At 64.1% G+C, this 22,300-nt stretch carries 21 protein-coding genes; 12 read left to right on the top strand and 9 right to left on the bottom strand.

Translation table 11 applies throughout. The annotated features are described in order from the left end of the window. Positions 1-32: 32 nt before the first annotated feature. Together purM and AQ12_RS20490 are read left to right on the top strand one after the other, a co-directional pair. Positions 33-1,064, top strand: coding sequence for a phosphoribosylformylglycinamidine cyclo-ligase (gene purM, locus AQ12_RS20495; protein ID WP_082151710.1), 1,032 nt, complete (start codon positions 33-35; stop codon positions 1,062-1,064). 124 nt (positions 1,065-1,188) lie between these two features. Continuing rightward, positions 1,189-2,043: a ParA family protein gene (locus AQ12_RS20490; protein ID WP_053076827.1), complete on the top strand. Its 855-nt coding sequence runs from the start codon at positions 1,189-1,191 to the stop codon at positions 2,041-2,043. A gap of 2 nt (positions 2,044-2,045) precedes the next feature. Here AQ12_RS20490 and AQ12_RS20485 read toward each other — a convergent pair whose 3' ends face one another. Then, positions 2,046-2,900: a SirB1 family protein gene (locus tag AQ12_RS20485; RefSeq protein ID WP_048441835.1), complete on the bottom strand. Its 855-nt coding sequence runs from the start codon at positions 2,898-2,900 to the stop codon at positions 2,046-2,048. 49 nt (positions 2,901-2,949) lie between these two features. Next, complete coding sequence (gene murJ / locus AQ12_RS20480) at positions 2,950-4,515, bottom strand: murein biosynthesis integral membrane protein MurJ (RefSeq protein ID WP_048441834.1); 1,566 nt, start codon at positions 4,513-4,515, stop codon at positions 2,950-2,952. A gap of 88 nt (positions 4,516-4,603) precedes the next feature. On the opposite strand from murJ, the gene rpsT reads away from it, so the two are divergent. Beyond that, positions 4,604-4,906 carry a 30S ribosomal protein S20 gene (rpsT, locus tag AQ12_RS20475; protein ID WP_048441833.1) on the top strand — a complete coding sequence of 101 codons (303 nt, stop codon included), beginning with the start codon at positions 4,604-4,606 and terminating at the stop codon, positions 4,904-4,906. Between the two features lie 146 nt (positions 4,907-5,052). On the opposite strand, the gene AQ12_RS20470 is transcribed toward rpsT, so the two are convergent. Continuing rightward, positions 5,053-5,373 (bottom strand): DUF3579 domain-containing protein, encoded by a 321-nt coding sequence (locus AQ12_RS20470; protein ID WP_048441832.1) that lies wholly within the window; start codon positions 5,371-5,373, stop codon positions 5,053-5,055. Positions 5,374-5,616: 243 nt separating this feature from the next. Between AQ12_RS20470 and AQ12_RS20465 the strand changes: the two genes are divergently transcribed. From AQ12_RS20465 to kynA, 6 genes are all read left to right on the top strand, one after another. Next, on the top strand, positions 5,617-6,810 hold the full coding sequence (locus AQ12_RS20465; protein WP_048441831.1) for an aspartate aminotransferase family protein: 1,194 nt from the start codon (positions 5,617-5,619) through the stop codon (positions 6,808-6,810). Then, the gene (gene argF / locus AQ12_RS20460) at positions 6,807-7,727 is read left to right on the top strand and encodes an ornithine carbamoyltransferase (RefSeq protein ID WP_048441830.1); all 921 of its coding nucleotides are present in this window, start codon (positions 6,807-6,809) and stop codon (positions 7,725-7,727) included. The genes AQ12_RS20465 and argF overlap by 4 nt, the downstream gene beginning before the upstream one ends. A 10-nt stretch (positions 7,728-7,737) precedes the next feature. Beyond that, positions 7,738-8,565, top strand: a complete 828-nt coding sequence (locus AQ12_RS20455; protein WP_048441829.1) for an FkbM family methyltransferase — start codon at positions 7,738-7,740, stop codon at positions 8,563-8,565. A gap of 94 nt (positions 8,566-8,659) precedes the next feature. Then, positions 8,660-9,286 carry an arylformamidase gene (kynB, locus tag AQ12_RS20450; protein ID WP_048441828.1) on the top strand — a complete coding sequence of 209 codons (627 nt, stop codon included), beginning with the start codon at positions 8,660-8,662 and terminating at the stop codon, positions 9,284-9,286. Continuing rightward, positions 9,283-10,563 carry a kynureninase gene (gene kynU / locus AQ12_RS20445; RefSeq protein ID WP_048441827.1) on the top strand — a complete coding sequence of 427 codons (1,281 nt, stop codon included), beginning with the start codon at positions 9,283-9,285 and terminating at the stop codon, positions 10,561-10,563. The genes kynB and kynU overlap by 4 nt, the downstream gene beginning before the upstream one ends. A 2-nt stretch (positions 10,564-10,565) precedes the next feature. Then, the gene (gene kynA / locus AQ12_RS20440; RefSeq protein WP_048441826.1) at positions 10,566-11,417 is read left to right on the top strand and encodes a tryptophan 2,3-dioxygenase; all 852 of its coding nucleotides are present in this window, start codon (positions 10,566-10,568) and stop codon (positions 11,415-11,417) included. A 15-nt stretch (positions 11,418-11,432) separates the two neighbouring features. Here the strand turns inward: kynA and AQ12_RS20435 are convergent, their stop codons facing one another. The 3 genes from AQ12_RS20435 to AQ12_RS20425 are packed head-to-tail and all read right to left on the bottom strand — an operon-like array spanning position 11,433 to position 14,636. After that, positions 11,433-12,620: an FAD-dependent monooxygenase gene (locus AQ12_RS20435; protein WP_048441825.1), complete on the bottom strand. Its 1,188-nt coding sequence runs from the start codon at positions 12,618-12,620 to the stop codon at positions 11,433-11,435. A 48-nt stretch (positions 12,621-12,668) separates the two neighbouring features. Then, on the bottom strand, positions 12,669-13,640 hold the full coding sequence (locus tag AQ12_RS20430) for a BLUF domain-containing protein (protein WP_152682883.1): 972 nt from the start codon (positions 13,638-13,640) through the stop codon (positions 12,669-12,671). Positions 13,641-13,658: 18 nt separating this feature from the next. Beyond that, on the bottom strand, positions 13,659-14,636 hold the full coding sequence (locus AQ12_RS20425) for a hypothetical protein (RefSeq protein WP_048441823.1): 978 nt from the start codon (positions 14,634-14,636) through the stop codon (positions 13,659-13,661). 124 nt (positions 14,637-14,760) lie between these two features. Here AQ12_RS20425 and AQ12_RS20420 point away from each other — a divergent pair, with 124 nt between their 5' ends. Then, on the top strand, positions 14,761-15,687 hold the full coding sequence (locus AQ12_RS20420) for a LysR family transcriptional regulator (RefSeq protein WP_048441822.1): 927 nt from the start codon (positions 14,761-14,763) through the stop codon (positions 15,685-15,687). A gap of 12 nt (positions 15,688-15,699) precedes the next feature. On the opposite strand, the gene AQ12_RS20415 is transcribed toward AQ12_RS20420, so the two are convergent. The 3 genes from AQ12_RS20415 to serC form a co-directional block, all read right to left on the bottom strand. Further along, positions 15,700-18,561, bottom strand: coding sequence for an aconitate hydratase (locus tag AQ12_RS20415; RefSeq protein WP_048441821.1), 2,862 nt, complete (start codon positions 18,559-18,561; stop codon positions 15,700-15,702). Between the two features lie 79 nt (positions 18,562-18,640). Continuing rightward, entirely contained in the window at positions 18,641-19,846 is a 1,206-nt protein-coding gene (locus AQ12_RS20410) for a phosphoglycerate dehydrogenase (protein WP_238587785.1), read from the bottom strand. Further along, on the bottom strand, positions 19,839-20,912 hold the full coding sequence (serC, locus tag AQ12_RS20405) for a 3-phosphoserine/phosphohydroxythreonine transaminase (protein ID WP_048441820.1): 1,074 nt from the start codon (positions 20,910-20,912) through the stop codon (positions 19,839-19,841). Before serC ends, AQ12_RS20410 begins: the two co-directional genes overlap by 8 nt. Before the next feature lie 81 nt (positions 20,913-20,993). Here serC and AQ12_RS20400 point away from each other — a divergent pair, with 81 nt between their 5' ends. Both AQ12_RS20400 and AQ12_RS23220 read left to right on the top strand, forming a co-directional pair. Continuing rightward, positions 20,994-21,836: a helix-turn-helix domain-containing protein gene (locus AQ12_RS20400; RefSeq protein WP_048441819.1), complete on the top strand. Its 843-nt coding sequence runs from the start codon at positions 20,994-20,996 to the stop codon at positions 21,834-21,836. 203 nt (positions 21,837-22,039) lie between these two features. Then, positions 22,040-22,300 (top strand): hypothetical protein (locus tag AQ12_RS23220; protein ID WP_193388011.1); only part of this gene is annotated, 261 nt, incomplete at its 3' end.

Here is a 22,300-nt window from a genome sequence, read left to right as displayed (position 1 = left end):
TAAAATGTGAAGCAAATTCTATCGGGCTACACGTGACTGCAACTCCCCTCTCGTACAAAGACGCCGGCGTGGACATCGACGCAGGCGATGCACTCGTCGAGCGTATCAAGCCCCTGGCCAAAAAAACCATGCGCGACGGCGTGCTGGCAGGCATCGGCGGTTTCGGTGCGCTTTTCGAAGTACCCAAGCGCTACAAGGAGCCGGTGCTGGTCAGCGGCACCGATGGCGTCGGCACCAAGCTCAAACTCGCTTTCGAGTGGAGCATGCATGACACCGTGGGCATCGACCTGGTGGCCATGAGCGTCAACGACGTGCTCGTGCAGGGTGCCGAACCGCTCTTTTTTCTTGACTATTTCGCGTGCGGCAAGCTGGACGTCGACACGGCTGCTGCAGTGGTCGGCGGCATCGCGCGGGGTTGCGAACTGTCTGGCTGTGCGTTGATCGGCGGCGAGACCGCCGAGATGCCCGGCATGTATCCCGCAGGCGAGTACGACCTCGCAGGCTTTGCCGTCGGCGCTGTTGAAAAGTCCAAGATCCTGACAGGCAACGATGTCAAACCCGGCGACGTGGTGCTGGGTCTTGCCTCCAGCGGGGTGCATTCCAACGGTTTTTCGCTCGTACGCAAGTGCATCGAACGCGGCGGCTCCGACCTGCCGGCCACGCTGGATGGACGTCCGTTCCGGGAAGCCGTGATGGAGCCCACGCGCCTTTACGTCAAGAGCGTGCTCGCTGCGATGGCCCAGCATCCCATCAAGGCGCTGGCGCACATCACCGGTGGCGGCTTGCTCGAAAACATCCCGCGCGTGCTGCCGGACGGCATGGCCGCTCACCTGAAAAAAGGCAGCTGGCCCCAATCGGAACTGTTCGCGTGGCTGCAACGCACGGCAGCGATTTCCGATTTCGAGATGAATCGCACGTTCAACAACGGCATCGGCATGGTGGTCGTTGTCGACGCACAGCACGCATCCGCCGTGGCAGCGAGCTTGCGCGATGGCGGCGAGACGGTGTATGAGATCGGCGTCATCGCGCCTCGCGGGCAAGGCGCCCCGGTCGAAGTCATTTAAGCCGCTGACGCGTAGTTGCTACAAAACCCCTAGCGCCTGACCCGCGCCAGCGCTTGAAGGCTGGACGGCGGCGCGCTTCTGTACCAGACTGTGTCTTCCGGAATCTCCTGGAAGGCCAGTTCACATGCCCGTCATCGCAGTCGTCAACCGCAAGGGTGGCAGCGGCAAGAGCACCTTTGCAGCGCATGTGGCGGCCTGGTGCGCGCTGCAGGGGCACAAGGTCATGCTGGGGGATGTGGACCGCCAGCAATCGAGCCGCAACTGGCTTCGTCGACGCCACGCTGACCTTCCCCACATCGCACCTTGGGCGCTGGACCAGAAGAACATGCTGCGGGTGCCTACCGGCATCTCGCATGTGGTGCTGGACACACCCGGCGGCATTCACGGCTTCGAGCTCGCGCGCATCGTGATGTTTGCAGATGCGATCGTGATGCCCGTGTGTTCATCGCTGTTCGATCGTGAATCGGCCGCTGCCTGCCACGCAGAACTCATGGCCCTGCCGCGTATCGCCAATGGACGCTGCCGTCTTGCTGTCGTGGGGATGCGAATCGATGGACGCACGCGTGCAGCCGAGGTTCTGCGCGACTGGTCCGCCGGTCTTGGCATCCCGTTTGCCGGCGCGTTGCGCGAAACTCAGCTCTATGTGCGAAGCCTCGAACGCGGCCTGACGATCTTTGACCTGCCGCCCGGCCAGTCGCAAATAGACCTGGCTCAATGGGAACCGATTCTGGATTGGATGCGTCCCATATTGCAGCCTGCGCAAGCGGCCAACGATGGCGACACCGATGCCGTCGCAGCCACGCGCATTGGCAACTCGCGGCCGGACAGCCTGATGCCCGCGCAGGAGTCACTGATTCATGGCTCGCGCCTGAGCGTGCTGTCAGCGAGCAGGCCTGCGGCGACGCAGTCGAACCCCGGCGTTCCGACGCTGACCCGCGTGGCTGAGAGCCTGGGCGTGCCCCGGTTCCTCAAGCGCTAGGGTCACTGGTATTTTTCTCGCCGAAGCTGCGCAACCCGCTCGGCCACCACATCGATATCAAGCGCATCCTGCGCATGGATGAGATAGGTTTCCAGGTCAGTCACTGCAAGCGCCGCATGGCCCTGTTCAGCGTGTGCGAGGCCGCGGTCGCGAAACTCGGCCCACGCATCCGGCAGCAGCACGAGCAGGCGGTCCTGCACGGCGATGAGCCGCTGCCAGTCTTCCTGCGCCTTGTGTATTTCCTTGAGGTTGCGCAGCATGCGGGCGATGATGTCGCGCGCCGGTGCCGCCTGCAGGTACAGGCCCAGCGGCACTTCGAACTCGTCGACGAGGCCGCTGCGGCGCTGGTAGGGTTCCAGCCGCTCGGCCAGTTCCTCGCGCGAAAGCGACTGGCCGCTGAACGGGTCGATCACCACCTGTCCCTTGGGCAGGTTCACCTTGACCATGAAGTGACCGGGGAAGCACACACCACGCGCATTCAGGCCAAGCCCGGTTGCCAGTTCAATCCAGAGCACGGCCAGCGAGATCTGGATACCGCGGCGCGTGCGCAGCACCACGTTGATGTAGCTGTTGTCCGGATCGCAATAGTCGTTGACGTTGCCGCCGAAACTCAGGTCCTGGAAGAAGAACTGGTTGAGCATGCGCAAGCGGTGCAGGGGCGCGGCGTCTGCCGGCAGGCGGCGCTTGAGCCGTGCGAGCAACTGGTCGACGTCGCCCAGCACCTGTTGCACGTCGAGGTCGGGATATTCGTCCTGCGCAAGGCTCACTGCCGTTTCGAGCAGCGGAAAATCTTCATCGCTTTGCACCAGCGCGCCGAAGTACTCGAGCGGCGTTGGCGCAGTCAGGTTGAGAAGCATGTTTCTTTGTAATGGACCGGCAACCACGCGTCAAGCGAGGTTGCTGCCCTTATCGGGTGATGAATTGCCTGAGCTTCAGGCCGGTCACCCAAAGCGCGACGAAATAAATCACCGCCGAACCCGCAAGCATGGCCGCCATCAGTCCAGCGCGGTACCAGCGATTGACACCCTCACCTGTCCATGCGAAGGCCCCCGAACCCCACCAGAGAAACACACCAAGCAGTGCGGTTGCGCCCAGCACCTGCAAGGTAAACCTGACCCAGCCGGGCGACGGCGTGTAGCTGCCACGCTTTTTCAATCCGGCCAGCAGCCAGGTCGCATTGATCAGGGCACCGATGCTGATCGACAGGGCCAGGCCCGTGTGTCGCAACCAGGGCACAAGCGCGATGTTGAGCAGCTGGGTCACGACGAGCACCACGATCGCGATTCGCACCGGGGTGCGCATGTCCTGGCTGGCATAGAAGCCGGGCGCGAGCACCTTGATCGCGACCAGGCCCACCAGGCCCACACCGTATCCCGCCAGCGCAAGCGCGACCTGCTGCACATCGCTGACCTTGAATGCGCCGTAGTGAAACAAGGTCGCGATCAGGGGCACGTTGAACAGGAGCAACGCCACCGAGCTTGGCACTGCGAGCAGAACGACCAGCCGCAGCCCCCAATCGAGCATGGCCGAATACCGCTGCGGATCGTCTGCGGCCTTGGCGCCTGCCAGTTGGGGCATCAGCACCACGCCCAGCGCCACACCCAGCATCGCGGTTGGAAACTCCATCAGCCGACCGGCGTAGTCCAGCCAGGTGACGTTGCCGGGGCCGAGCCAGGAAGCGATCTGGGTGTTGATCATCAGCGAGATCTGGGCGACGCCCACGCCCAGCAGCGCCGGGGCCATCATGCCGGCGACCTTTCGAACGCCCGGGTCGGTCCAGGCTTCGCGCAGCCGGCTCCAGCCCACGCCGATGCGCGGCAGCAGGCCCAGGCGCTTGAGCACCGGGATCTGCACGGCCAGTTGCAGGAAACCACCCACCATGACACCGGCGGCCATGGCGTAGATCGGCTCGATGCCCATGCGCTTGAACCAGGGGGCGCCCAGCCAGGCGGCCGTGATCATGGCCAGGTTCAGCAGCACCGGCGTCACCGCAGGCACGGCGAACTTTTTCCACGTGTTGAGGATGCCGGCGGACAGTGCAACCAGCGACATGAACCCGATGTAGGGGAACATCCAGCGGGTCATGAAAACCGCCGCTTCGAAGCTTTGGGGGCTTTGCTTGAAACCGCTGGCCAGCGCCAGCACCAGCAACGGCGCCGCCGCTACGCCGATGACGCAGGTCAGGAGCAGCACCCACGCCAGCACGGTCGCCACGCTATCGATGAGCTTGCGGGTGACTTCGTCGCCGTCGACTTCCTTGGATTGAGCCAGCGCGGGCACGAAAGCCTGGCTGAACGCCCCTTCGGCAAACAGGCGCCGGAACAGGTTGGGGATGCGGAAAGCGACGTTGAATGCGTCGGTCATCGCATTCGCACCGAAGGTCGCCGCCATGAGCAGGTCGCGCACGAGGCCCGTCACGCGTGAGGCGAGTGTGAGGACGGAGACGGTGGAAGCGGCTTTGAAAAGGGACATGGAACTGCGGGCAACTTCCGAGTTTAAGCTGCCGGACTATAATGGTGGGCTTTGCTGGCAACATCCTCAGACACCAAGGAAACTCATCATGGCATCAGCCAAACCCAAGAAAAAGAACCCCCGCCTCGCGTCGGGCCGTAAACGCGCCCGCCAGGACGTGAAGCTCAACGCAGCGAACACGTCGCTGCGTTCCAAATACCGCACTGCCGTCAAGAACGTCGAAAAGGCCGTCGCCTCTGGTGACAAGGCCAAGGCAACCGAAGCTTTCGCCAAGGCGCAAAGCATCGTTGACATCGTCGCCGACAAGCAGATCTTCCACAAAAACAAGGCAGCTCGCGACAAGAGCCGCCTCTCGGCCCGGGTCAAGGCCCTGGTCACCGCCGCCGCCTGACGCCTCAGGTAAACAGCCCGGAGTCCTGAACTCATCAGGACTCTGCCGTTTGAAACGGGTGCGCTGCCAGCAAAGCAAAAAGCCGTCGAAAGACGGCTTTTTTGCGTTTGGACACCAGCCCTTCGACAAGCTCAGGGCGAACGGATCTATTGGCGCGGTGGCACGTCCGGCAGCAGGCAGGCCTCGCTCACTTCCAGATTGTTGTCCTTGGCGAAATTCAGCACGAAGTCCCAGGCCATGGGTTCGACGCTGCGCAGTTCGCTGTTGACCACCACAGCCTTCACGCCACCAATCAATGTGGGAATGCACCAGGGGGAATAGCTCAGGTGGCTGCCCGGCGTCGCGCCGCCGGGGCGAAACGAGCTCATCACACCGGCCAGACGCTCGGCCCAGTCACTGGGTCGGAATGTCTTGCCGTCAAGGGTACGGCCCATGATGAAGACTTCTTTGGCGCTGCTCGAAACCATGGGTAAAGGTCGGATGGGGGTGGCGACCGCGCCGGGGGATCGCCCTCTGCTGCAGTGCACAAGTATTGTATCTTATATAAGACTTGGAACTTCTCTTGAAGGGCCCGCGGACAACCCGGCCTGCATGGCTGTGATGCGGAATTGTCATCCACTCGCAGCAAGCCCTGTGCCTAAAATCGAACCTGGGCGGCTCAATTCGTTGAGCCGATTCATTTTGGGATATGAGAAATCCGGAGAACACAGATGGCATTCATCGAGGCAGCGTCGCCCCACACCATGAACACCTACGGCCGCGTGCCGATCGCCCTGTCGCACGGCCAGGGCGTGCGAGTCTGGGATGTGAACGGCAAGTCCTACCTCGATGGGCTGGGCGGCATCGCCGTCAACACCCTGGGGCACAACCACCCCAAGCTGGTGCCCGCCCTGCAGGACCAGATCGCCAAGATCATCCACTCCAGCAACTACTACCACGTCCCCAACCAGGAAAGGCTGGCCGCCAAGCTGGTCGAACTGTCCGGCATGACCAACGTGTTTTTCTGCTGCACCGGCCTGGAAGCGAACGAGGCGGCCATCAAGCTCGCCCGCAAGTTCGGCCATGACAAGGGCATCGAGCGTCCGGAAATCGTTGTCTACGAAAAGGCGTTTCATGGGCGCAGCATCGCCACGCTGTCGGCCACGGGCAACACCAAGGTGCAGCAGGGCTTCGGGCCGCTGGTCGAGGGATTCATCCGGGTGCCGCTCAACGACATCGAGGCACTCAAGGCCGCGACCGAAGGCAACAAGAACGTGGTGGCCGTGTTCTTCGAAACCATCCAGGGCGAAGGCGGCGTCAACCCGATGCGCATCGAGTATCTGCAGCAGGTGCGCAAGCTGTGCGACGACCGCGACTGGCTGCTGATGATCGACGAGGTGCAGTGCGGCATGGGCCGCACCGGCAAATGGTTTGCGCACCAGTGGGCCGGCATCGTTCCTGATGTCATGCCGCTGGCCAAGGGCCTGGGTTCGGGTGTGCCCATCGGTGCGGTCGTGGCTGGCCCCAAGGCCGCCAACATCTTTCAGCCGGGCAATCACGGCACGACCTTCGGTGGCAATCCGCTGGCGATGCGCGCGGGCATCGAGACCATCACCATCATGGAAGAAGACGGGCTGATGGAAAACGCGGCGCGCGTCGGCGCTCACCTCAAGGGCGCGCTGGCCCGCGAGATTGGCGGCCTGAAGGGTGTGACCGAAATCCGCGGCCAGGGCCTGATGATCGGCATCGAGCTCGCAACGCCCTGCGGCGTGCTCACGCAGCGGGCAGCCGACAAGGGCCTGCTCATCAGCGTCACCGCAGACAGCGTGATCCGGCTGGTGCCGCCGCTCATCATGACCGAGGCCGAAGCCGATGAACTGGTGTCGATACTGGCGCCGCTGGTGCGGGAGTTTCTTGCGCAATGACCGCCTCCATCAAGCACTACCTGCAATTCAGCGACCTCACGGCCGATGAGTACGCGTGGATTTTCGAGCGCGCGGCCATCATCAAGAAGAAGTTCAAGGCCTACGAAAAGTACCACCCGCTGGCCGACCGCACGCTGGCGATGATCTTCGAGAAGGCCTCGACTCGCACGCGTGTGAGCTTTGAAGCAGGTATGTACCAGCTGGGCGGAAGCGTCGTGCACCTGACAACCGGCGACAGCCAGCTGGGCCGCGCCGAGCCGATCGAAGACAGCGCCAAGGTCATCAGCCGCATGGTGGACCTGGTGATGATCCGCACCTTTGGGCAGGACAAGATCGTGCGGTTTGCCGAGCATTCGCGTGTGCCGGTGATCAACGGCCTCACCAACGAATTCCATCCGTGCCAGATCCTGGCGGACATCTTCACCTACATCGAGCAGCGCGGCTCCATCGCCGGCAAGACGGTGGCGTGGGTGGGCGACGGCAACAACATGGCCAACACCTGGCTGCAGGCAGCCGAGCTGCTGGGCTTCAAGGTGCACGTGAGCACACCCAGCGGCTACGAGGTCGACCAGGCCATCGCGGGGCTTCGCAGCAGCGACAGCTACAAGGTCTTCGCCGACCCGATGGACGCCTGCCGCGGCGCCGACCTCGTCACGACCGACGTGTGGACCAGCATGGGCTATGAAGCCGAGAACGAGGCGCGCCGCAAGGCCTTTGTCGACTGGTGCGTGGACACCGAGATGATGGCGGTCGCCAGGCCTGACGCGCTGTTCATGCATTGCCTGCCCGCCCATCGCGGCGAGGAGGTGGAGGCCGATGTCATTGACGGCCCGCAATCGGTGGTGTGGGAAGAAGCCGAAAACCGCATGCACGCACAGAAGGCGCTGATGGAGTACCTGCTGCTGGGCCGCGTTTAGACTGCGGTCCATGAGCTATCCCCTGCGCCCAATCGCATTCGTCCTGGCTGCCAGCAACCACGGCAGCATGATCGTCAATCGCAACGACTACCGGATGATCGACGCCAACTCCGGTTACGGCGTCGGCTTCCAGATCCTCACCAAGTCTGCCTTCGACGAAGGCGAAGTGAACCTGGCGCTCGCGCTGCTGGACAGCCGCCGCAAGCACTTTGGCGATGGCGTGATGGCCATCGATGGCGGCGCCAACATCGGCGTGCACACCATCGAATGGGCGCGGCACATGTTCGGCTGGGGCGAGGTCATGTCGTTCGAGGCGCAAGAGCCCGTGTTCTATGCGCTGGCCGGCAACATCGCGATCAACAACTGCCTCAATGCACACGCCCGGATGGCGGCACTGGGCAAGGCGCAGGGCGAGCTGTCCATCCCCTGGGCCGACCCGTTCGTGCCGGCCAGCTTCGGCAGCCTCGAACTCAAGAAACGACCGGGCACCGAGTACATCGGACAAGAGATCTCCTACCAGCCAGACGCGGGCACCACCGTGCCGATGGTCAACATCGACTCGCTGCCATTCAAGCGCCTGGACTTCTTCAAGCTCGATGTGGAAGGCATGGAACTCGAAGTGCTGCACGGCGCGCTCGACACGCTTCGCAAGCTCCGGCCCATCCTGCTGGTGGAGGTCATCAAGTCCGACAAGGCAGGGCTGGAGACCCTGGTGATGGCCATGGGCTACAAGGTCTTCCAGATGGGGATGAACATGCTGGCGATCCACAGGGACGACCCGACCCTGGCGCAGGTCACGGTTGTCGACAACAACCTGCAGTTCGCCACGGTCCGCTAGGGCCTGCGCGCCTTTTGCTTTAAGCCTCAACTATTTCGGGCTTCGTTGGAATAAACCGACACCACGCAAGCGCGGCCCGGCGCACACTTTTGGCATGAAACGCCTCTGGGATATTTCCCCGCCCGTGTCGGCCACCTCGCCCGTGTTCCCCGGCGACACGCCCTACTCGCAGGAGTGGACGGCAACGCTTGCACCGGGCTGCCCGGTGAACGTCAGCCGCATCAACCTCTCCCCCCATGTCGGCGCGCACGCTGACGCGCCGCTGCACTACGACCCCGAAGGCGCTGCTATCGGCGAAGTAGACCTCGCCGCTTACCTCGGCCCTTGCCGTGTGATTCACGCCATCGGCTGCGGTCCGCTGGTTGAATGGGCTCACATTGCGCACGCGGTACAAGACCTGCCACCGCGCGTACTGCTGCGCACCTACGCAAAAATGCCAGTGACGCACTGGGACTCGCAGTTGTCGGCGTATGCGCCTTCCACCATCGAAGCCCTGGCCGCGCGCGGCGTGAAACTCGTCGGCATCGATACCGCCAGCATCGACCCGGCCGACAGCAAGGCGCTCGAAAGTCACCAGGTCATCCGCCGCCTGGGCCTGCGCGTGCTGGAAAACCTGGTGCTCGACGACGTACCCGAGGGCGACTACGAACTCATCGCCCTTCCCCTCAAACTCATGACTGCGGACGCCTCGCCAGTGCGAGCCGTGCTGCGCGAACTATGACCACACTGCATGACTGCCGCGCACTCGATGCGCAAGACCCGCTGCGATCCTTGCGCAGCCTGTTCACGATTGACCAGGGCCTGATCTACCTCGATGGCAACTCGCTGGGCGTGATGCCCGCCGCGACGCCCGCGCGCGTGGCAAAAGCCGTGACCGAAGAATGGGGCCAGGGCTTGATCCGCTCCTGGAACTCGGCAGGATGGTTCACGCTGCCGCAGCGAGCCGGCGACAAGATCGCACGAATCGTCGGCGCCCAACCGGAAGAAGTGGTCGCCACCGACAGCACCTCCGTCAATCTCTACAAGGTGCTGCATGCGGCGCTCGCCATCGCGGCCGCCAGGGACGGCTCACGCAAGGTCGTGGTGAGCGAACGCACCAACTTCCCCACCGACCTCTACATCGCGCAGGGACTTTGCAAGGAGCGCGGACTCACGCTGCGCCTGGTGGACGCCGATGAGATCTCAAGCGCATTGCAAAGCGATGTGGCGGTGCTCATGCTCACGCATGTGAACTACCGCACCGGCGCGATGCACGACATGAAAGCGATCACATCGGCAGCACATGCCGCCGGCATTCTCACGGTGTGGGACCTTGCGCACAGCGCAGGCGCGGTTCCCGTCGACCTGCATGAAGCGGACGCCGATTTCGCGATCGGTTGCGGCTACAAATACCTCAATGGCGGACCTGGCGCGCCGGCGTTTGCGTGGGTGCATCCACGCCATGTGGACAGTTTCGAGCAGCCGCTTTCGGGCTGGTGGGGCCATGCTGCGCCATTCGAATTCACGCCGGGTTACAGGCCTGCATCAGGCATCTCGCGCTACCTCTGCGGCACGCAGCCCATCCTGAGCATGACGGCGCTCGATTGCGGCCTGGACACGCTGCTGGCTGCCGAACCCATGGGCGGCATGGCAGCGCTGCGCACCAAATCGCTCGCCCTCACCGACCTGTTCATCAAGCTCGTCGAAGAGCGTTGCGCGGGCCACGGTCTGTCGCTGGTCACGCCGCGGGACCACGCCCATCGCGGCTCGCAGGTCTGCATCTCGCGCGAGGACGGCGCATTCGCCATCGTGCAGGCGCTCATCGCGCGCGGCGTGATCGGCGACTACCGCGCGGCCGATACGGCCAGCGGCATCAAGGGCGACATCCTGCGTTTCGGATTCACGCCGCTGTACATCGGCTATGAAGACACCTGGCACGCTGTCGAGCACCTGCGACAGGTGCTGGTCGAGCGCGAATGGGAGCGTCCCGAATTCAACCAGCGCAACGCGGTGACCTGAACATGGAATCGAAACCAGACACGCCAGAATCCATCGTCCACCAGGAGGGCGCGCAACTCGACTTCAGCCAGTCGATGAGTTATGGCGACTACCTGCAGCTCGATGCGATTCTCTCGGCGCAAAAGCCCCTGTCGCCCGACCACAACGAGATGCTCTTCATCATCCAGCACCAGACGAGCGAGCTGTGGATGAAGCTGATGCTGCACGAACTGAAGGCCGCCATGTCGGCCGTCGCGCGTGACGAACTCGGCTCGGCGTTCAAGATGCTCGCGCGCGTCTCGCGGATCATGGAGCAGCTGGTGCATGCCTGGGACGTGCTGGCCACCATGACACCGCCCGAGTACAGCGCGATCCGGCCTTATCTTGGCGCATCGAGCGGATTCCAGAGCGCGCAATACCGATGCATCGAGTTCGCGCTCGGCAACAAGAATGCCGCGATGCTCAAGCCGCACGCGCATCGCCCCGAATTGCTGGCGCAGGTACAGCAGGCGCATGAGTCGCCATCGCTGTACGACGAAGCACTGCGCCTGTTGTCATCACGCGGCCTTGCGGTACCCGCCTCGCACACGCAGCGCGACTGGACGCAGCCGTACGTTGCTAATGACGAAGTCGAACAGGCCTGGCTCGTCGTCTATCGCGACCCGAAACACCACTGGGACCTCTACCAGCTCGGTGAAGAACTCACCGACCTCGAAGACGCGTTTCGCCTGTGGCGATTCCGCCATGTCACGACGGTGGAACGCATCATCGGGTTCAAGCGCGGCACCGGTGGCACGGGCGGCGTGAGCTACCTGCGCAAGATGCTGGACGTGGTGCTGTTTCCCGAAATCTGGCGGCTGCGCACCAGCCTGTAGGCCCGCGGCCGAAGGCTACCCCGCGTAGAGCCACGGCTGGTCGAGCAGCCGCTCGCCCAGGAGGCGCATCGACAGATCGCGCCCCCAACGCACAACACCCGTCGCATGAAAAATGCGGCCATTGCGGCGCGCCCTGGACTGCACGCGCGCCGCGCGCTCCCACCGGTTCAGCGCGTAGCGCGCAAGCGCCAGCGGCACTTCGATATCGGCGCCCTCCACCATCGCCAGGCAGCGGCCCAACTCCGCCGCATCTTCTATCGCCATGGCCGCGCCTTGTGCGAGGTAAGGGCGCATCGGGTGCGCAGCGTCACCCACAAGCGCGATGCGCCCCTTCGCCATGCTCTGCGGCCCCCGCATGGGATCACGGTCATGCAAGGTCCAAAGGCGCCAGTTGTCCAGCGCGTGAACCAGCTCATTGAGCGGCGCGCACATCGAACCCATCGCGCGGTGCAAATCACTCACTGCGCCCGCCTGGTCCCAGTCGCTGGCCGCGCCGCTGCCCTGGCCATGCACGATCGCCACCGCATTGAGCATCTGGCCGCCCCGAACGGGATAGGCCACGAAGTGCAGGCGCGGACCCAGCCACACGTTGACCTCGGAAGTCCGCAATTTCACCGGCAGCTGCGACTGCACCGCAAGCGCGCGCCAGGCGACATGGCCCGTCGCAAGCGGCGGGCCGTCGGCATTCACCGCGCCGCGTACCGCGCTCCAGAGTCCATCGGCGCCGACCAATGCATCGCACTCGATGTTGCGCACCACCGCATCGATGCCCCTGACGCTCGCCATGACCGCATGGGCGCCGTCGTGTGCAGCTGTGACTCGCATGTCGGTTTGGGGCTGCACGCCCAATTCAGAGACTTGCCGCAGCAGCATGGATTGCAGGTCGGCGCGGTGAATCGCGGCATACGGCGCGCCGTAGCGGGCGCTGAAACCCGCCAGATCCATGGACGCCAGCTGCGCGCCGGATGACGCACTGCGAACATCGAGCCGCATCGGAAAAGATGCCACGCTCGACAGCGCATCGGCCAGGCCCCACGCGTGCAGCAGGCGGGTCGCGTTCGGGCCCAGCTGTATGCCCGCGCCGACTTCGCTCAGCTCATGGGCCTGCTCGAACACGAGCGGCTCCCAGCCTGCACGGGCGCAGGCCAGCGCTGCGGCAAGGCCGCCGATGCCACCCCCGGCAATGAACAGTTGTTGTGCCATCGCGGCCGATTGTGCCCCGCCGGGCTCGTGCCCGAACGGGCAAGTCGGTCAGGCCTGGTGCCGGCTCGCGACTTCGGCGATGAAATCGACCAGAAAGGGCTGCGGCATCGAGACCGCTTCGACCGGCACCGGTTGCCGCAAGCCTGTGCGCAGGTACTCACAGACGCTCGCCACAGCCACCGAATCGTCGGCGACGAGCTGAACCGAGCGCAGCGGCATGCCCGCGTTGGCCAGCACGACCACGCTGCTGGCCATCTCGACCGCAGGGGCCGGACGCGAGCCCAGCATCAGCACCACGCTTTGCACGCGGGCCAGCGACTCCCGCACCATCCGGTACGCCAGCGCCTTGCGCGACAGCGCGAGCACCCGCGTCGACAGGCCGCCCATCATGGCGATGTCCACATACGCGGCGCCCACATCGCGGCTGTTGGGTTTGTCGCTGGCAAACCGCTGATACACCACCCGGCTCGAAAAACGGTCGGCCAGACGCCGCAGCACCTCGATCGAGCTGTTTTCGTCCGAACCCATCAGGGCGATGGCACCGAATGCACCCTCGACCGAAGCATCGGCGGCGCCCAGCGTCCAGGGTGCACTCAGCCGCTCCCAGATTTCGGTGGCGGACAGCTGCGGCGCGGCGAGTTCGACCGCGCGGATACGCAGCGCAAAGTCAACCGGCCGGTCTGCGCCATGGGTCGTCGCCAGCGTGAGCCGGTCGGTCAGGTTGCGGCGGCCACGGCTGCGATGAATGATTCGCTGCTGGGCATGGCGCGGATCGCGCATGGAACGGCGCATCACGGCCTCCACGCCCTGCTCTGGGCCCTCGATCCAGATCACGAACCAGCCGCTGGAGTGCAGCACGGCGGCATGCACATCCTTCGAATCCTGGGCCGCCAGAAAACGCGCCCGCACGGCGAAGAGCTCCTCCATCACCGAGCCCGCTATGCGCGACTCGCTCGCCAGGACCAGGCGCACGACTGCCGCGGCAGGTTCCGCAGGAGCAGGAGATTCAATATCAGGCACCAAAGGTCGATGGGGGAGTCAATAACGTCCGATGCATTGTTGCGCGAAAACCGACGCGTTGGCTGCCGCCCCCATTCCGGGAAGGACATCGATCGCCAGCCCCGGCAGGCGTGCTAGCGCCTCCTGCGCGACGCGCGATGTGTGGCGGCACTTGACGATCAACCGCACCGATGGACGCAGGCGGGTGACCCGCAGCATTTCGACCACGCCATCGGCAAGCGACGCTGCGGCGCCGGGCCGCTCGCCCAGCAGCAGCACCAGCGACTGCATGTGCGGAAAGGACAGCCGGCACATCGTGTTGAGCAGGGCTCCGCGCGACAGCGAGTGCACCCGCGTGCCCGCGTCCGGGCCGGGGAGATCCGTGAAGGCCGCGCCCGCATCGGCCGCGCGCCGGTCGCCCGCTGCAAAGCGCTGGTAGCTCACGGGCACGCCGTAGCGCAGGGCGAGCGAGCGCACGAGGTCGGTCGACTCGTTGGCCCCGGAAGTGACCGCCAGGACATGACGACGAGACGAAGGCGCAAGGGGACTGCTTTCGTCCTTGCGACAGGGGGCCATCAGCGAGCGCCAGATTTCCAGGGGCTCCATCGCATGGCCGAGCAGTTCCTCGCGCTCGATGCGGTAGATGCGCCGCGCCATCGTCGTGGCCTTGTCGCCGTTGCTCAGGGCCGCGATGTTCAGCGTCTCCAACAGCACCGGGGCACCGACGCTGCGGTGCACGATGCGCGAGTGGCGATGCCCGGTGAGGGCTGCGGCCCGGGCGATGCCTTGCTCGACCGCCTCAGCGCTGCCTTCGTGCCACTGCACGAACCAGCCGCCGGCGTGCAGGATGGCCGAGCGCAGTCCACGCGCTCCATTGAACTTCACCAGCCAGGGCCGCAGTGCCAGCAACTCATCGACGGCCGAACCGGCCACATGCGTCACGCTGGCAATCATCACCCGGTGAACATGAGCCTCATGGCTGGCGAAAGCGGCTGCGTGATTGCGGTCGGTCGTCATGGGGCCTTAAATAAAAACGAACTGAACTATTCAGAGCAAGATTGTTTATGTTTCAAGTAAATGCGTCAATTGCATTTTTTGTATAAAGTCCATGCGTTTCCTGCAACTACCCTAAAAGCCGGTCATGGATATCAAACGCCTCCAGCACATCGTGGCCCTTGCCGACCAGGGCAGCTTCGTCCGAGCCGCCGAGCGAGTGCATCTGAGCCAGCCGGCATTCAGCCGCAGCATCCAGGCCGCCGAGGCCGAACTCGAAATGAAGCTCTTCGGGCGTGGCGGCGGCACCGAGGTCAAGTGCACGCCGTCGGGCGCATTCGTGGTCGATCGGGCGCGCCGCATCCTGCACGAAAGCCGGTCACTCGAACGCGATATCGAACTGTTTCGCAGCGGCATGATCGGCGCGGTGTGCATCGGCGCGGGCCCCTTTGTGGCGGCGTCGCTGCTGCCCGCCATGCTGACCGGGATTCGCCTTCGTTACCCCGAGGCCGAAGTGCAGGTCCAGGTGAACAATCCGCCTGTCCTGATCGATTGCGTGCGACGCGAGGAGCTGGATTTTTTCGTGGGCGAAACGCGCGACGTGCCACGCGACGGGACCTTCGACATCACGGCCCTGGGCGGGCAACGCGCAGGCTTTTATGTTCGCGCCGGCCACCCGCTGCTGGCAAAACCCAGGCTGAAGATGCGCGACATCGAGTCCTTCGGCCTGGCAACGGGCCGCCTGCCCCGCCAGGTCCGCAGCGCCCTGCAGAAAGCCCTGGGCGTGCCCGCCGATGGACAACTGCGTGTCGCCCTGGAATGCGACGACACGCACCTGGTGCGCCGCGTCGTCATGTCCACCGACACCGTCATGGTGGCCTCGAACGACATCCTGGTGGACGAGCTTGCGTCTGGGGCGATCAAGCGCCTCACGATTGCCGACTTCCCCCCCGCCTATACCGACCTCGGGGTTGTCGCGTTGAACGGACGCAGCCATTCGCCGCTGGCTTTGCACGCGATCAAGCAGTTGGCGGCGCTGGTCAAGGATGCGCAGGAACAGGCAGTTACCAGTTGAAGCCGCAGTCCACTAGGCCAGCAACTGCCTCAACACAAACGGCAGGATGCCGCCATGGCGGTAGTAATCCACCTCGATAGGCGTGTCGATCCGCAGGCGGCACGAGATCTCCTTGATCGTGCCGTCGCGGCGGTGAATGACCACCCGGGCAATGCTTTGCGGCTTCAGGTCCGGCGCAGGAATCACGTCCACCGTTTCGCTGCCGTCCAGCCAGAGCGATTGCCAGGTGTCGCTGCCCAAAAACTGCAGCGGCAAGACGCCCATGCCCACCAGGTTGCTGCGGTGAATGCGCTCGAAACTGCGCGCAATCACGGCCTTGATGCCCAGCAGTTGCGTGCCCTTGGCAGCCCAGTCGCGCGACGACCCGGTGCCGTATTCCTCGCCCGCGAAAACGACCGTCGGCCTGCCCTGCGCCTGGTACTTCATCGCGGCGTCGTAGATGAACATCTTTTCCTCGCTGCCATCTGCATCCCGAAACAAGGTGACGCCGCCCTCCTCGCGCGATCCGTCAGGCAATTGCGGAATCATCAGGTTCTTGATGCGCACGTTGGCAAACGTGCCGCGCATCATCACCTCGTGATTGCCGCGCCTTGCGCCGTAGCTGTTGAAGTCAGCCTTGCCCACGCCGTGGGCAAGCAGCCATTTGCCAGCGGGTGAACTCTCCTTGATGGAGCCGGCCGGCGAGATGTGGTCGGTGGTGATCGAGTCGCCGAACAGCGCCATGATCCGCGCCCCCATCACCGGCTCGGCCGCCGTGTCCGATGGTGGCTCCATGCGGAAGTCCTGGAAGAACGGCGGTTCGGCGATGTAGGTGCTGGCAGGCCACGAGTACGCCTCGCCGGTCACGCCGCGAATCTTTTTCCAGAGCGCGCCGGGTTCGGTCTTGACCTTGGCGTAGTTCTCGCGAAACGCCTTGCCCTTCATCGCGGTGCCCATCAGCGCATGAATCTCGTCGCTGGTGGGCCAGATGTCGCCCAGGAACACGTCACGTCCCTTGTGCCCCTTGCCCACCGGCTCTGTCATCAGGTCACGCAGCACGGTCCCGGCAATCGCGTAGGCGACCACCAGCGGCGGACTCGCGAGAAAGTTCGCCTTCAGGTTGGGATGGATGCGCGCCTCGAAATTGCGGTTGCCCGACAGCACGGCGGCGCACACCAGGTCGCTCTTGCTGATGGCTTCGTTGATCTCCGGCGTCAGGTCGCCCGCGTTGCCGATGCAGGTGGTGCAACCGTAGCCTGCGAGCGCGAAACCCAGCTTTTCAAGGTAAGGCAAGAGGCCGGTTTCGGTGAGGTACTCGGTGACGATGCGCGAGCCGGGCGCGAGCGATGTCTTGACGTGAGGCTGGACGCGAAGCCCCGCTTCCACGGCCTTCTTCGCCAGCAACCCTGCCGCCAGCATCACACCCGGATTGGATGTATTGGTGCAGCTGGTGATGGCCGCGATGAGCACATCGCCATTGCCGATCGTGATGTCCTCCACCTTGACGCTTGGCGGCGGCGCTTCGGAGTGGGCCGAGGCCAAAGTGGGCTTGTTGCCCTCCATCTCCATCACCGAGCGCGGCGCCGCTGGCGGTGTCGGTGGATTGGAAGGCAGCTTCGCATCGGGCGTCTCGCCGCTTTGGCGCACCAGATGCCGCGTCAGCAGCACATCGGCGGGCAGGTTGAATCCGTTCTCGGACGACGGCCGTGAGAACAGCGTCGCAAACTGGCTGGCGACCTTGCCCAGCTCGATGCGATCCTGCGGGCGCTTGGGGCCTGCAAGACTGGGTGTGACCTGGCCCAGGTCGAGCTTGACGATTTGCGAGTATTCGATGTCGCCCGCCATCGGCACGCCAAACATGCCTTGCGCGCGGAAGTAGGCTTCGAACGCTTCGATCTCATCGGTGGTTCGGCCCGTGCCACGGAAGTACTCGATCGTGCGCTCATCCACAGGAAAGAACCCCATCGTCGCGCCGTATTCCGGGGCCATGTTGGCAATGGTCGCGCGGTCGGGCAAAGCGAGTGTGCGGGTGCCGGGGCCGAAGAACTCGACAAACTTGCCGACGACTTTTTCCTTGCGCAGGATTTCGGTGACGGTGAGCACCAGGTCCGTGGCCGTACAGCCTTCACGCAAGCGGCCAGTGAGTTCAAAGCCCACCACGTCCGGCGTCAGCATGTAGACCGGCTGGCCCAGCATGGCCGCTTCGGCCTCGATACCGCCAACACCCCAGCCGACGACGCCAATGCCGTTGATCATGGTCGTGTGGCTGTCTGTGCCCACGAGTGTGTCGGGGTAGTAGGTGCCATCAGCGCCCTTGAAGACGCCGCGTGCGAGGTACTCCAGATTGACCTGGTGCACGATGCCGAAACCCGGAGGCACCACGCCGAAGGTGTCGAAGGCCTGCATGCCCCATTTCATGAACTCATAGCGCTCACGGTTGCGCTGGAATTCGAGCTTCATGTTCAGGTCGATGGAGTTCTTCTTGCCGTAGTGATCCACCATGATGGAGTGGTCCACCACCAGGTCGACCGGCACCAGCGGCTCGATCGCGCCGGCCTTCAGGCCCAGGCGGGCCGCAACGCTGCGCATCGCCGCGAGGTCGGCCAGGAGCGGCACACCGGTGAAATCCTGCAGCACCACACGCGCCACGACGAACGGAATCTCATCGGTGCGGTCGGCATTGGGAAACCAGTTGGCAACCTGGCGCACATGGTCCGCATGGACCTTGTTGCCGTCGCAGTTGCGAAGCACCGACTCCAGCACGATGCGCATGCACACCGGGAGACGGCTGACCTTGGGAAACTCCCGGGCCAGCGCCGGTAGCGAGAAGAAACGCCCGGATTTACCGGAAGCGGTCTTGAAGGTTTTAAGCGTATTGGCGAACGCGTGCGACATGTGGACCCCGGTTAATTACTCTCGCTGCCATTGTGCAGCGACAGCAGTGTCCGCGGGGTCGATGCGGTTGCCTTTGTGTTCAGGGCGCTTGCGGCAGGTAACGGACAGCGAGCACGCCTTCTATGGTCCTGAGCGCCGACAACACGCCCTCGCCAACGGCGCTGTCCACATCCACCAGCGTGTAGGCCATGTCACCCCGCGACTTGTTGACCATGGTGTGGATGTTCAGGCCCGCATGGGCCATCGCAGTGGAGATCTGCCCGAGCATGTTGGGCACGTTGGCATTGGCGATCGCCACGCGATATCGCGACTCACGCTCCATGCTCACGTTCGGGAAGTTCACGGCATTGACGATGTTGCCGTTTTCCAGATAGTCACGCAGCTGATCAGCAACCATGATCGCGCAGTTCTCTTCGGCCTCGCGGGTCGAGGCACCCAGGTGCGGCAGCGCGACGATGCGGTCGTGATGCAGGATGGCGCCACCCGGAAAATCGCACATGTACCAGCCCAGCTGCCTTGCATCGAGCGCAGCGATCACGGCCGCGTCATTCACGACGCCTTCACGCGAGAAATTCAGCAGCACCGTGCCCGGCTTCACCAGCGACAGGTTTTGCGCATTGACCAGGTCACGCGTGGCATCGACCAGCGGCACATGCAGCGAGATGAAGTTGGCGTTTCGCAGCACCTCGGCAACGCTTGCTGCCTTCTTCACCTGCGCAGGAAGACTCCAGGCCGCATCGACCGTGATCTCGGGGTCGTAGCCCAGCACGTTCATGCCCAGCTTGATCGCTGCGTCGGCAACCAGGCAGCCGATCTTTCCCAGGCCCACGATGCCCAGCGTCTGCCCGGCAATCTCGAAGCCTGCGAAGTTTTTCTTGCCGTCTTCCACGATCTTGTCGAGGTCCGCAGATGCAGGATCGAGCGATGCGACGAAGCGCTGTGCAGGCACGAGGTTGCGCGCAGCCATGAACATCGCCGCCAGCACCAGCTCTTTCACCGCGTTGGCATTGGCGCCGGGTGCGTTGAACACCGGCACGCCGCGCGCGCTCATCGCCTTGACGGGGATATTGTTGGTGCCCGCACCGCAGCGGCCAATCGCCTGCACGCTAGTGGCAATCTGCAGCGCGTGCATGTCGGCAGACCGCACCAGCACTGCATCAGGATCGGCCACATCCTTGCCGACCGAATAGCTATCGCCCGGCAGGCGCGCGAGCCCGTTCGCAGCGATCTGGTTCAGGACCAGCACCTTGAAACGGGCGGCCGCCATGCCGGGCCGCTCAGGCATGTTGTGCCTCGAACTCTTTCATGTACTGCACGAGTGCCCGGACGCCTTCGATCGGCATCGCGTTGTAGATGGAGGCGCGCATGCCGCCCACCGAACGATGGCCCTTGAGCTGGATCATTCCCCTGGCCTGCGCGCCCTTGAGGAAGGCGTCGTCGAGCGAGGGGTCCTTGAGCCAGAACGGCACATTCATCAGCGACCGGTCCTCCCTGGCCACCGGGTTGGTATAGAACGCGCTCTCGTCTAGAAAGTCGTAGAGCACCGCGGCCTTGGCCTTGTTGTGCGCTTCCATCGCAGTGAGCCCGCCGAGCGCCTTGATGTGCTTGAGCACCAGGCCGGCGATGTAGATCGCGTAGGTCGGCGGCGTGTTGAACATCGAATCGTTGTCTGCCTGCAACTGGTAGTTGAAAGCCGACGGCGTGATGGGCAGCGCATGCCCGAGCAGGTCGTCGCGAACGATCACGATGGTCAGGCCCGAAGGCCCCATGTTCTTTTGCGCACCGGCGTAGATCAGGCCGTATTTGCTGACGTCCATCGGCCGCGACATGATGTTGGACGACATGTCCGCGACGAGCGGCACGCCGCCGGTGTCGGGTGTCCAGTGGAACTCGACCCCGCCAATGGTTTCGTTCGAGCAGATGTGCACGTAAGACGCTTGCGGATCGAGCTTCCACTCGGATTGCCTGGGCACCGATGTGCCGGGGCCGGTTGCCGCCGTGTTGATCGTGCCGTACAGCCTGGCTTCTTTCAGCGACTTCTTCGACCAGTCGCCGGTAACGACGTAATCGGCCTTGCCGGATTTGCCGAGCAGGTTCATCGGCACGATCGCGTTTTCGCCGATGGCGCCGCCCTGCATGAAAAGCACCTTGTAGTTGGCCGGCACGCCGAGCAGTTCGCGCACCAGCGCCTGCGCTTCGTCGTAGATCGAGATGAATTCCTTGCCGCGGTGGCTCATCTCCATCACCGACATGCCCGAGCCGTTCCAGTCGAGCATTTCGGCAGCTGCCTGGCGCAGCACGGGTTCGGGAAGGGTGGCGGGTCCGGGGCTGAAATTGAAGACGCGGGTCATAGGGGCTTTCGGGGCTTTCTCTTGCAAGGCTGTGTGTGCGCCAGCATACAAGAAGCGCAAGGACCTCTCTAGGATGGCGTCATGAACACTTCGCCACCCCTTGCCCCGTTCGCATCCGCACAGCGGTCCGCCCCCCGGCCCTTCGGCGAGCACCTGAAGCACTGGCGCCAGCACCGGCGCCTGAGCCAGCTCGATCTCGCACATGAAGCAGAGATCTCCACGCGTCACCTGAGCTTTGTCGAGACGGGCCGCTCGGTGCCCAGCCGCGAGATGGTGCTGCGGCTTGCCGAGCGACTCGATGTGCCGCTGCGCGAACGCAATGCGCTGCTGGTGGCGGCGGGATACGCACCCATGTACCGCGAGCGCCCGCTGGACGATCCGGCGCTCGCCTCAGCAAGGCAGGCGGTTGACCTGATCCTCAAGAGCCACGAGCCCTATCCCGCACTCGCAGTGGACCGGCACTGGAACCTGCTCGCAGCCAACAGCGTGGTGCCTCACTTGCTGGAAGGCGCGGACCCGTCACTGCTCCAGGGGCAGATCAACGTGTTGCGCCTGAGCCTGCATCCCAAGGGACTCGCACCGCGCATCGTGAACATCGTGCAATGGCGAAACCACATCTTCGAGCGGCTGCGCCAGCAGGTGCAGGCGACTGGCGACATGGCGCTGGCTGCGCTGCTGGAAGAACTGCGCGCATTGCCCTTGCCGGGGGGTGTGCAGGACATTCACATCGAAGGCGAGCATCTGGGGGTGGCGATGCCTTTTCAGTTTCGTAGCCGTGCGGGCGGTGTGCTGAATTTCATCAGCACGACGACCGTGTTCGGTACACCTGCAGACATCACATTGCAGGAGCTGGCACTGGAGACATTCTTCCCCGCCGATGCGGCGACATCGAAAGCACTTTCCGAGTTGATGCCGCAAGGGTGATGGGCGTCGCTCACAGATAAAGCAGGCGAGGTTGATCGCTCGTTCGCGACCCATCCGTGCGCGGTGCAGCCCAAAACGGCTGAGTCGGAGTTGGCTCACAAAACGTGTGCGCCCGCACCGACCCGGGGCGCACACACATGGTCACATCATGAAACACGACCCCGGAGACGGGTAACCCAGATTTCACAAACAAGGATGTAACCATGACCAAGCGACTCAACAAATTCGCCCCGACTCTTCTTGCGCTCGCGCTCGCAGGGGCTATCGGCCTGACATATGCACAAGGTGCTGGCGGCGGCGCTGGAGCCGGTGGCGGCGCTGGGGCTGGCGTGGGCGCTGGCGCTTCAGCCGGCGGTAGCGGCGGCGGTTCGGGCTCCGGTGGAGGTTCCGGCGTGGGCGGCGGCGGCTCGGGCGGTGGCTCCGGTGGCGGCGGCGCCAGCGCAGGGGTTGGCGGCTCCGGTGGC

Source organism: Caenimonas sp. SL110, assembly GCF_001044395.1.
Lineage (GTDB): Bacteria > Pseudomonadota > Gammaproteobacteria > Burkholderiales > Burkholderiaceae_C > Ramlibacter.
The sequence above is the reverse complement of the archived record's forward strand: the minus strand, read 5'-3'. Positions and strand labels throughout refer to the sequence as shown.